The following is a 10,255-nucleotide window of genomic DNA, read 5'->3' on the forward strand; positions in this document are numbered from 1 at the left end:
AAGCCGGGCCCGACACACCCGCCCGCCGGCCTACGCGCCCCTGACTATGACCAACAAACCTCTTCGCCTGAGCATCCTCGACCAGTCGCCGGTGCGGCAGGGCGGCACGGCTCGCCAAGCCATTCTGGAAACCATTGAGTTGGCCCAACTGGCTGACCGGCTGGGCTATACCCGCTACTGGGTTTCGGAGCACCACAACACGCCTACCCTGGCCGGCTCGACGCCTGAAGTGCTGATAGCGCATCTGGCGGGCGTCACCGAGCACATCCGCGTGGGCTCGGGCGGCGTGATGCTGCCCCACTACAGTGCCCTGAAGGTGGCCGAAAATTTCCGCATGCTCGAAACCCTGTTTCCGGGTCGTATCGACTTGGGTATCGGCCGGGCCCCCGGCTCCGACCGGCTCACGGCCTCGGTGCTGAACCCCTCAAACACCTTCACCGAGTCCGACTTCATCGAGCAGCTCATGGACCTGAGCCGCTACCTGACCGACACCGTGGAGCCCGATGCCATTCAGGCCAAAGTGAAGGCTACGCCCCTAGCGGCCACCGTGCCCGAGCCCTGGATACTGAGTTCCAGTGGCCAGAGCGGCCTGTTTGCGGCCTATCTGGGCATGGCCTTTTCGTTTGCCCACTTCATCAACCCGGTGGGCGGGCCTCAGATGGTGAAGATGTACCAGGACCGTTTTAAGCCCTCAGTGCATTTGCAGGAGCCGCTGGCCAACGTGGCTATTTTTGTACTCTGCGCCGAAACCGAGGAAAAAGCCCACCAGCTGCACCAGTCCTTGGCCGTGCAAATGCTACGCCTGGAACGAGGCGAGCGGACCCCGATGCCGCCCTACGAAGAAATTAAAGATTACCAATATTCGGAAGCTGAGCAGGAGCGCCTGGCCTACAACTGGCAGCGCATTATTAGCGGCACGCCCAGCCAGCTGAAGGCGCAGATAACTGAGTTGGCTCAGCAATACGGGGTTGAGGAGGTCGTGGCCGTTACCATCACCTACGATTTTGCCGACCGCCGCCGCTCCTACGAGCTGTTGGCTGAAGCATTTGCACTTACCCCGGCTCCTACTGCCATGGCTATGCGCTGATACATTTTTATATAGCCCGGCAAATTTATACGAAGCTTCGGATGGTTACATCCGGAGCTTTTTGTATTTTTGCCACCCTCCCTTTACCCTGATTTCTCCTAACTCGATGAAAAAGAGTTTTTTCCTGCTGGCTTTTCTCGTCAGCCTGGCTTCCGTGGCCTGCGCCCAGACGGCCAGCAAAGAGTTGTACACGGCCGTGGTAAAAAATAAGCCCGCGGATGCCGAAAACCTGCTGAAAGCCGGTGCCGACGCCAACGCTTCCATCGAGCTGGTACCCGGCTTTCCGACCACCTACCTCATCACGGCGGCTGGTAACGGCAACCTGGATCTGGTGAAAGCCCTGGTGAAATACAAGGCCCAGGTCAACAAGGCCGACGCTTTTAAGGGTACGGCCCTGATGGCGGCCGCCACAAAAGGCAACAAAGCCATTGTGGAGTTCCTGCTGGCCAGCGGCGCCGACACCAAAGCCAAAGACGACGACGGCAAAGACGCTCTGGCCCACGCCAAGGAAGGCGGCAACAAAGAAGTTATTGCCCTGATTGAGCAAAAGATGATTTAGATTCTGGCCCAAGCGGCTGTGCTTACCGGCAATTCGCCCCGCCCCGGCACCCGAAAATTCGGGGCCGGGGCGGGGCGAATTGCGTTTCCGGACGCTTTCTTTGCCCGACCACAACCCCGCTAGCCCCGTACAAGCGCCTATGTCTGCCCCTCAGCCCACTTCCGCTCCCACTGCTCTCACCCCGCCGCCCAGCCTGTTGGCCCGCCTCGGCATCGACTGGTTTCTGGGGGCCCTGCTGCTCGTGGTGAGCTTGGCATACCTGGCCCCCGGCATCGGCAGCAAGAGCAGCCCCGTGCCGTGGTCGGCCCTGACGACGGGCGGCGTCGCGGTTATCTTCTTTTTCTACGGGCTGCGCCTGAGCCTGGACAAGCTGCGGGCTGGCATGCGCAACTGGCGCCTGCACCTGGTTACGCAAAGCGCCACGTTTGTGCTGTTTCCGCTGCTGGCCCTGGCGGTGCGGCCGTTTTTTCAGGGAGCTAAGGCCGAGGCGCTCTGGGCCAGCATCTTCTTCCTGGCCACGTTGCCGTCCACGGTTTCGACGTCGGTGGTCATGGTGTCTATTGCGCAGGGCAATATGCCGGCCGCTATCTTCAACGCCAGTATTTCCAGCCTGCTGGGCATCGTGCTTACGCCGTTGTGGGTGAATCTGGTGCTGCACACCGGTGCGGCGCAGGTAGGCCTGGGTGGCATGGCCGCCAGCCTGGGTGGACAGGTGCTGCTGCCCGTGGCCCTGGGCATAGCCCTCAACTCCCGCTTCGGGGCCTGGGCCGAGGCGCACCGCCAGCAGCTGCGCATCTTCGACCAGCTCATTATCCTGACCCTGGTGTACACCTCCTTCTGCGAGTCGTTTGCCGAAAACCTGTTCCAGGATTACCGCGCCGCCGATTTGCTGGGACTGGCAGCCGGCATGGTAGCCCTGTTTCTGCTGATTTTCGGCCTGATTACCGTTATCAGCCGCCTGCTGGGCTTTTCCGACGAAGACCGGATTACGGCCGTATTCTGCGGTTCCAAAAAGTCATTGGTGCACGGCACGGTGCTGGCCAAGGTGCTTTTTGCCAACACCATTGCCTTGGGCACTCTGCTCCTGCCCCTGATGCTCTACCACGCCCTGCAAATCATGATGGCCAGCGTCATGGCTCAGGCGGTGGGCCGGCGCATGAAGACCCGGGAGTTGGCGGCTGCAGCCCCGGCGGCTCGTTAAGCTCGACAGCACGCATTTTTACCGCCTTGACGCTGAGGCCCAAATCTTTTGCGGACCCTAAACTTCGCGGTTAGGGCCGTTTAAATGCCCTTTTCTACCGTATACAAGCCTATCAAATCTACCAATCGGAATATTTTATCGTGTGATATGAACTATCAAATGATAAATATGATTGTGACCCTGAAAACATAAAACATCTACTATGCTTACGGTGCAGTTGGAAAATGCGGGTTTCTACAAAATCTCCTGGCCTACTCAGGTTGAAGCGGGCACTACCTTTATCCGGCCCGGCATGCGGGAATCGGTGCGCGTGTTCGTTCCCCAGGATTCCTCGGAAGTAGAGGTGTACGCCGGTGCCCTGCGTGAGGGTCGTCTGGTGTACCAGGGTCCCGCCAGCGCAGCTTCCCAGCTGGCTTTGCTGGCCCTGCCCAACAACTAGCCTGCTACCTGATTGCTCCACAAAAGTCCGTCGTGCCGCACACCGTGAGGCCTTTCACGTGCTGACGTTGAGCTGCTGATCAAACCAAGCCATACGGGACACTTCGTTTCTGCCGGACGCCCGGCAGGCCCCGAACGAATTTGCACTTGTCAGCCGCCCCAATAAAAAAACAGCGCCGGAGGTTAGCCTTCGGCGCTGCTTTCGTGAATACGCTGTACTTAAAACACTGCTTTAGCGCAGCTTATCCTGAAAGAAGGCCAGCGTAAGAGCCCAGGCTTCCTGAGCCGCGGCGGCGTGGTAGCTAGGCCGCTCGTCGCAGTGGAAACCGTGGTCGGCGTAGGAAATGACAGTGTTGATGTAGGGTTTGCCGGTCGCATCCAGGGCCGCGGTTACGGTATCAATCTGCTCCTTGGGAATGTGCTTGTCCTGCCCACCCCAGAAAAACAGGTGGGGCGCGTGCAGCTCACTAGCCCGGCTGGCCAGGTGGTGGGTGCCCCCGCCGTAGTACGACACGCCCGCCGCCAGCGGCACCACCATGTTAGCCAGAAACGACACCCGCCCACCCAGGCAAAATCCGATACTGCCGATTTTTTCGGTCACGTTATCCTGAGCCCGGAACCAGTCGTAGCTGGCCTGCACATCGGCGGCCAGGCCCTCGGGCGTAATCACCTGATAGTGCGGCAGGGCGCTGGCAAAATCGGAATACGGAATTTCCAGCCCCGGCGCGGCCGTGCGGTGAAACAGCTCGGGGGCAATAACCACGTAGCCCGCCTGGGCCAGCCGGTCGGCGACGCTGCGAATGTGGCCGTTTACGCCGAAGGCTTCCTGCAGCAGAATAATGCCGGGGTGCGGGCCTGCGGTGGTGGGAAACGCGGTGTAGGCGTTGAGCTGGGTGGTATCGGGGGCAGTGAGGGTAACGGCGTTGGGGTAGCTCATGCGGGTTGTGGGGTTGGTAGTTGAGTTGCTAAAGCCCGCTCGGGCGTCTTTTGTTGCAGCCAGCAACTACTCCCGCTTCCTTGTTCTTAAGGCCAGTTGCTGGTCAATGTCCAACGCTGCGGCTATGCACCATGCGCGCATAGATTCGAGGCTGGTACCGGTTATTTCCACCACCGGCCCGTGCTCAGAAGTCAGCGTTGCCCGCAAGCAGCCGTTCGATGCTTCCTCTACCCTCCAGCTCCAACCCGGCGGAATCGGCTTATGGTCTTGGCCTGTTATCTTATCGGTTCCGTGGTTTTCCATCTTATCCCCGCATCTGCAGGAGCCGCACTACCAAGCCAGTCCAGCCGGTTTGGTGGTTGGCGCCCATGCCGCGGCCGTTGTCGCCGTGGAAGTACTCGTGGAAGAGCAGGTTGTCCTTGAAGTGGGGGTCAGTTTGCAGCTTCTCGTCGGTACCGAAGGCGGGGCGGCGGCCGTCTTTGTCGCGCAGCAGCAGCCGGGTGAGGCGCCCGGCCAGGGCGGCGGCTACTTCCTGCAGGTTCAGGTACGTACCCGAGCCGGTGGGGTATTCCACCTTAAACTTGTCGCCGTAGTAGAAGTAAAACCGCTGCAACGACTCGATAATGAGGTAGTTAATCGGAAACCAGATGGGCCCGCGCCAGTTCGAGTTGCCCCCGAACATGCCCGATTCGGCCTCGCCCGGCACGTACTCCACCGTGAAGTCGGCCTCCTCGGTGCTGAACACGTAGGGGTGCTCCAGGTGGTGGCGCGACATGGCCCGGATGCCGTATTCCGACAGGAACTCCGTTTCGTCGAGCATGCGGGCCAGCAGACGCTTGAGGCGGGAGCGGCGCAGCAGCCCCAGCAGGTGGCGCGCGCCCCGGCCCGGCTCTTCCCAGCGGCTCACCAGCTGGGCCAGGTGGGGCCGGTTGTCGAGCAGCCAGCGGGCCCGGGCCGTGAACTCGGGCATGGCATCCAGCAAATCCTGCTCCACCACTTCTACGGCAAACAGCGGAATCAAACCCACGATGGAGCGCACTTTGAGCTTGGTGCGCTCCTCGTCGGGGGTGTGCAGCACGTCGTAGTAGAAGCCGTCTTCCTCGTCCCAGAGGTTGAAGAGCCCGTCGCCGCCGCGGGTCATGGCGTCGGCAATGTAGAGGAAGTGCTCGAAGAACTTGCCGGCCATTTCCTGGTACACAGGGTTGGTTTTGGCTAGCTCCAGGGCAATGCGCATCATGTTCAGGGCAAACATGGCCATCCAGCTCGTGCCGTCGCTCTGCTCGATGAAGCCGCCCGTAGGCAGCGGCGCGCTGCGGTCGAACACGCCGATGTTGTCGAGCCCCAGGAAGCCGCCCTCGAAGATATTCCGCTCGCTCTTGTCCTTGCGGTTTACCCACCAGGTGAAGTTCAGGGCCAGCTTGTGGAACACCGCCTCCAGAAACACCGTGTCGCCGCGGCCCTCGTTGAGCTTCTTATCCATCTTGTACACCCGCCACGTGGCCCAGGCATGCACCGGCGGGTTCACATCCGAGAGGTTCCACTCGTAAGCCGGCAGCTGCCCATTGGGGTGCATGTACCGGTCGCGGGTGAGCAGGCGCAGCTGTTCCTTGGCAAAGCCCGCATCGACCATAGCCAGCGGCACGCAGTGGAAAGCCAAATCCCAGGCCGCGTACCAGGGGTACTCCCACTTGTCGGGCATGGAGATGATGTCGGCGTTGTAGAGGTGGCGCCAGTGACGGTTGCGGCCCCGGGCGCGCTCGGCAGGCGGCGTGAGCACCGCCGGGTCGCCGGCCAGCCACTGAGTCACGTCGTAGTGGTAGAACTGCTTGCTCCAGAGCATTCCCGCAAACGCCTGCCGCTGCACGTTGCGGGCGTCGGCGTCGGGCAGGTTCTCCTGAATGCAGTTATAAAACTCGTCGGCATCCTGCTTGCGGGCCGCAAAGACGGCGTCGAAATCCTGGAACGGTGCCACCTGGACGGCCTGGCTCAGCCGCAGCCGCACCGTGCCCGATTGCCCCGGCTGCAGCAGCAGCTCGTACTGGGCCGCTACTTTGGTACCCTGCTGCTCCTCGTTGATGGCCGCCCGGTCACCATCCACCACGTAGTCGTTGATGCCGTCCTTGAAGTGGCGCCCTTCGGCGGGCAGGTCGTAGAGGCGCGGGCCGTTGGTTTCGTTCTCGCAAAACAGCAGCTCCGGCGCCTGGTCGCAGTAGAAGTGGTAGCGTCCCAGCAGCGGGTGCTCGGCCGCTACCACGCCGGGCGCGGTTTGGCGCAGCCCGGGCCGGGCCTCGTCGTAGCCCCAGCTCCAGGTGTTGCGAAACCAGAGCTGGGGCAGCACCTGCACCGGAGCCTTTTTGGAGCCGCGGTTGTGCACCGTTATCTGCACCAGAATGTCGTCGGGACCCGCCTTGGCATATTCCACGAACACGTCGAAGTAACGGTCCTTATTAAAGATACCCGTGTCGAGCAGCTCGTATTCGGGCTGCTGCCGGGTACGGCGGGCATTTTCCTTCACCAGCTTGCGGTACGGAAACTCCCGCTGCGGATACTTGTAGAGCATGCGCATGTAGGAGTGCGTGGGCGTGCTGTCGAGGTAGTAGTACAGCTCCTTCACGTCCTCACCGTGGTTGCCCTGCCCGTTGGTGAGGCCAAAGAGCCGCTCCTTTAGAATACCGTCCTGCCCGTTCCAGAGGGCCACCGAAAAGCACAGCAGCTGCTGGTCGTCGGAAATGCCGCCGATGCCTTCCTCCCCCCAGCGGTAGGCTTTGCTGCGGGCCATATCGTGGCTGATGTAGTCCCAGGCGTTGCCGTCGGCGCTGTAGTCTTCGCGCACCGTGCCCCACTGCCGCTCGGTGAGGTAGGGGCCGAACTTCTTCCAGGAAGCCTGTTGCGCGTTATGTTCCGCTAAGCGTAGTTGTTCCTGCGTCATAGTAACTAGTGAGTCCCCTGAATATACCATGCCGCCGCCACATTGGGGAGCTGGGTCTTGGGGCCGGTAGTGGGCCCGGAAAGCGGGCCGAACACCCGGGCCACACGAATCGGGCCGAATGAAGTTCTCGCCTACTCCTTTTTCGCCGGTGGGGTTGCTACGGAGGAGGTACGAGGCGCGGGCAGTGGCTATCTTGGGAACCCGCTTCTCCCCTGTTATGAAAATTGCCCCTGCTGCTTTCCTTTTTTCTCTGCTGGCCTTGCTCGGCGCCTGCGAATCGAAAAGCCACGTGCCTGCCACCCCTACGACCCCGACCTTACCTCCCGCCTCAGCCCGGGAGCAGGAGCTGCTGCGGCAACAACGCACCTGCCGGCAAGGCCTCGCCCAGGCGCGGGCCGACGGCCAACAGGGCACGATGAAGTACTACTTCTGGGGCATTGGCATTCCTGGCAGTGTCGACAGCCTGAAACCAAAATATGGCATCATTCCCCACATTGCCGGCTGCTCCGTGGACCCCGAGGAAACGGCGCGCTGGGAGTGCTATAACAAAGTAATGGACAGCGTAATCGTGGCCCGATTCGGCACCAATGTCATTCCCTAAAAGCAAATGAAGCCTATAAAGCGCCGGCAACTGGAAACGTTGATGCAGGACTTTATAAGCCGATAACCGAAATTTGGTCTACTCCCCAACAACAACGAAGCCGCCCCTTCCGGGAGCGGCTTCGTGCGTAAAAGCACCGCGGCAGTTTAGATAAATACGGCGTTCAGCACGCCCGCCAGCCGGATACCGGCCTGCAGAAGGCGGTCTTCCACAGTGGGCAGGTGGCCCGGCACGTACTTATAGTCGAAAGTGGCATTCTCGGCCGTTTCGGCGTAGAGCTGCTGGCTGATGGAGTAGGACTCCCAGAGCCACTTGGTGATGTCGTCTTTCTGCCACTGCTGCACCTGCATGGGCGTGGGCTTATCCAGCACCAGGGTCAGCTCCGAGTAAGTCATGCCCTCGTAGTCGAGCAGGCCGCTGTCCCAGAGGCTGTGCAGGTTGGTGTCTTTGCCCTGGTATTTCACCGTAATGGCGTTGCCGCCCTTGTCCTCGGCCCGGCTCACATGCATGGGCTGGTGCACGTCGCCCACGATGTGGGCCACGAACTTCAGGGCCACCCGCTTCTGCTCCTTCGTCGATTTGGGGTCCTTCAGCTCCTTCAGGTTCTGGGTCAGGGCCAGGTAGGCGTTGGGCTCCTGCATGGCCGTCACCACGCCCGCGTACTCGGCGAAAGGCAGGCCCAGGGCGGTATTGATGAAGTGCCAGGGCGCCGTAGAGCTGTACTCGGGCGAGTAGCGCACCTCGTCGGCCCAGGTCGTAATCAGCGGGAAACGCTCGGTGCCCAGCAGCAGGGCAATCTGGTCCTTGGCTTTTTTGGTCAGGTGGTTTTCGGCAATCTTGCCCACTACCCGGTGCCCCTGCACCCCCCAGGCCATCAGGCTGAAGGGCAGAACACTAAAGCACACCAGGGCAACACACTTTTTCAACATAGAGGAAGAAGAGAAAGACGACAACGTCGTCGGACGGGAAATAGGCGGCAAGCGGAGTAAACCACAAAAGTAGCACGAAAGCCAGAACTTGCCCCAGCTGAGCCGTGCTCATTTCGGGCATTTACGTGGCATGCGTGCTGTATTGCGGCTTTCGGGGCCCGCGCCGCGCTTTTGCACGCCAGCCCTACCCCGAAAAGCCACCGGGCGCCAATAACCCGGAAGTAGCGCCCGGGTTGCACGCGCCGGGCCGGTACTTACTTCACCGAGCAGGTCACGGCCAGATAATAGAGGCCGCCCACGCCGGGCCCGCCCAGAAAGGAGGTGTAGTAGCGGTTCAGCACGTTGGTAGCCCCCAGCTTGAAGCGCAGCGCGGGCCGGGCCACGGTGTAGCTCAGCTGGGCGTCGAGGCTATGGTAGGCCGGCACCCGGCCGCTTACCAGAAAAGTTTGGGAGTAGTAGCCCTGCTGCCAGTGGTAGCCCAGGCTGCCGCCCAGCTGGCGGTAGAGCTTTTCGTGGCCCAGGCTCAGGTTCAGCAGCCAGCGCGGGGTATTGAAGCCGTCCTCCAGCCCGTCGCCCGACTCGGTGCGGGCCAGACGGGCGTAGGTGGCATTGGCCCCGGCCAGCAGCCCGCCGGGCAGCTCGTAGCGCAGCCCCACCGAACCCCCGAAGTTGTAGACGCGCGTCTGGGCGTTGGTCCAGAGGCGGTAGCGGCTCTGGGTAGCGCGGCTGCTCAGGTAGATGGCGGCCGAATCGGGGTTTAGGGTTTTGGGCACGTAGGCTTCTACCTGGGCAATAAAGTCGCGGTAGGCGTTGTAGTAGAAATCCAGGTCGAGCAGCAGGCGGCCCCCGGGCAGCAGGGCCGCCTTGTAGCCCAGCTCCAGGGAGCCGATCTGCTCGGGCCGCAGGTAGGTGTAGGGGTTGCGGCGCAGCAGCCCCTGGCTTTCAGTTATGGCCTGGCTCTGCTTCTGGGCCGGCGTGAGGGTGGTCGACGAGTTGGCATTCACACTGGCCGTCACGGCCGCGTTGAAAGCGTCGATGCTGCTGCGCAGGTAGCTGTTCTCAAACACGCCCTGCGACATCACCCGCAGCCCGCCGATGCGCTTCACCTGCCCGCTGTTCACGTTGGAGAAGCCCTCAAACAAGCTCGGAAACCGATAGCCGCGCTGGTAGCTCACCCGAAAGTTGTGCCGCTGGGTGGGCGAGTACACCGCCGTAAACCGCGGACTGAAGCGCACATCGAAGTAGTCGTTCTTGTCGGCGCGCACGGTGGCCGTAAGGTGCAGCTTCTGCGCCAGTAGCCGCACGCCACCCTGCACGAAGCCGCCGGTCTTGCCGTAGGTCAGTGGACTGAAGGGGTCGTTGCCGTTGCCGGGGTTAATGAAATAGTTGCCGTCGGGCACGATAATGTAGGTGCGGTGGTCGGCGCCGGCCAGCACATCCACGGTGGCGGGCAGCCAGCGGTGGCCGGTGCGGCGCAGGGCCTCGGCCAGGTTCACCTGGGTTTCGGCATGCACCAGGTTGGCCTGCACGCGCAGGGCTGCACCCTGGTCCCAGTTGTTGATGTTTTGCAGCTC

Annotated in this window: 9 protein-coding genes; 5 read left to right on the forward strand and 4 right to left on the reverse strand. The window is 61.7% G+C overall.

The window, feature by feature from the left end; genetic code table 11:
- The first annotated feature begins 46 nt into the window (after positions 1-46).
- The 4 genes from LGH70_RS18500 (at position 47) to LGH70_RS18515 (ending at position 3,286) form a co-directional block, all read left to right on the forward strand.
- Positions 47-1,087: an LLM class flavin-dependent oxidoreductase gene (locus LGH70_RS18500; protein ID WP_226188690.1), complete on the forward strand. Its 1,041-nt coding sequence runs from the start codon at positions 47-49 to the stop codon at positions 1,085-1,087.
- Positions 1,088-1,193: 106 nt separating this feature from the next.
- Positions 1,194-1,646 (forward strand): ankyrin repeat domain-containing protein, encoded by a 453-nt coding sequence (locus LGH70_RS18505; RefSeq protein WP_226188692.1) that lies wholly within the window; start codon positions 1,194-1,196, stop codon positions 1,644-1,646.
- A gap of 139 nt (positions 1,647-1,785) precedes the next feature.
- Entirely contained in the window at positions 1,786-2,847 is a 1,062-nt protein-coding gene (locus LGH70_RS18510; RefSeq protein ID WP_226188694.1) for a bile acid:sodium symporter family protein, read from the forward strand.
- Positions 2,848-3,049: 202 nt separating this feature from the next.
- On the forward strand, positions 3,050-3,286 hold the full coding sequence (locus tag LGH70_RS18515; RefSeq protein ID WP_226188696.1) for a hypothetical protein: 237 nt from the start codon (positions 3,050-3,052) through the stop codon (positions 3,284-3,286).
- Between the two features lie 231 nt (positions 3,287-3,517).
- Here LGH70_RS18515 and LGH70_RS18520 read toward each other — a convergent pair whose 3' ends face one another.
- A complete protein-coding gene (locus LGH70_RS18520) occupies positions 3,518-4,222 on the reverse strand; it encodes a dienelactone hydrolase family protein (RefSeq protein WP_226188698.1) in 705 nt (234 codons plus the stop codon).
- A gap of 304 nt (positions 4,223-4,526) precedes the next feature.
- The gene (locus LGH70_RS18525; protein WP_226188700.1) at positions 4,527-7,151 is read right to left on the reverse strand and encodes an MGH1-like glycoside hydrolase domain-containing protein; all 2,625 of its coding nucleotides are present in this window, start codon (positions 7,149-7,151) and stop codon (positions 4,527-4,529) included.
- 217 nt (positions 7,152-7,368) lie between these two features.
- On the opposite strand from LGH70_RS18525, the gene LGH70_RS18530 reads away from it, so the two are divergent.
- Positions 7,369-7,752, forward strand: a complete 384-nt coding sequence (locus LGH70_RS18530) for an FEKKY domain-containing protein (protein WP_226188702.1) — start codon at positions 7,369-7,371, stop codon at positions 7,750-7,752.
- Positions 7,753-7,898: 146 nt separating this feature from the next.
- Here the strand turns inward: LGH70_RS18530 and LGH70_RS18535 are convergent, their stop codons facing one another.
- Both LGH70_RS18535 and LGH70_RS18540 read right to left on the reverse strand, forming a co-directional pair.
- Positions 7,899-8,681, reverse strand: a complete 783-nt coding sequence (locus LGH70_RS18535; RefSeq protein ID WP_226188704.1) for a S1/P1 nuclease — start codon at positions 8,679-8,681, stop codon at positions 7,899-7,901.
- A gap of 254 nt (positions 8,682-8,935) precedes the next feature.
- Positions 8,936-10,255, reverse strand: a 1,320-nt coding sequence (locus LGH70_RS18540) for a TonB-dependent receptor domain-containing protein (protein WP_226188706.1), incomplete at its 5' end; no start/stop codon positions are given.

Source organism: Hymenobacter nitidus, from assembly GCF_020447315.1.
Taxonomy (GTDB): domain Bacteria; phylum Bacteroidota; class Bacteroidia; order Cytophagales; family Hymenobacteraceae; genus Hymenobacter; species Hymenobacter nitidus.

Bases quoted from the DNA above. Each gene is read 5' to 3' on its own strand.
- LGH70_RS18510 (WP_226188694.1), top strand. From the start codon at position 1,786: ATGTCTGCCCCTCAGCCCACTTCCGCTCCCACTGCTCTCACCCCGCCG.
- LGH70_RS18500 (WP_226188690.1), top strand. From the start codon at position 47: ATGACCAACAAACCTCTTCGCCTGAGCATCCTCGACCAGTCGCCGGTG.
- LGH70_RS18530 (WP_226188702.1), top strand. From the start codon at position 7,369: ATGAAAATTGCCCCTGCTGCTTTCCTTTTTTCTCTGCTGGCCTTGCTC.
- LGH70_RS18535 (WP_226188704.1), bottom strand. From the start codon at position 8,681: ATGTTGAAAAAGTGTGTTGCCCTGGTGTGCTTTAGTGTTCTGCCCTTC.
- LGH70_RS18505 (WP_226188692.1), top strand. From the start codon at position 1,194: ATGAAAAAGAGTTTTTTCCTGCTGGCTTTTCTCGTCAGCCTGGCTTCC.
- LGH70_RS18515 (WP_226188696.1), top strand. From the start codon at position 3,050: ATGCTTACGGTGCAGTTGGAAAATGCGGGTTTCTACAAAATCTCCTGG.
- LGH70_RS18520 (WP_226188698.1), bottom strand. From the start codon at position 4,222: ATGAGCTACCCCAACGCCGTTACCCTCACTGCCCCCGATACCACCCAG.
- LGH70_RS18525 (WP_226188700.1), bottom strand. From the start codon at position 7,151: ATGACGCAGGAACAACTACGCTTAGCGGAACATAACGCGCAACAGGCT.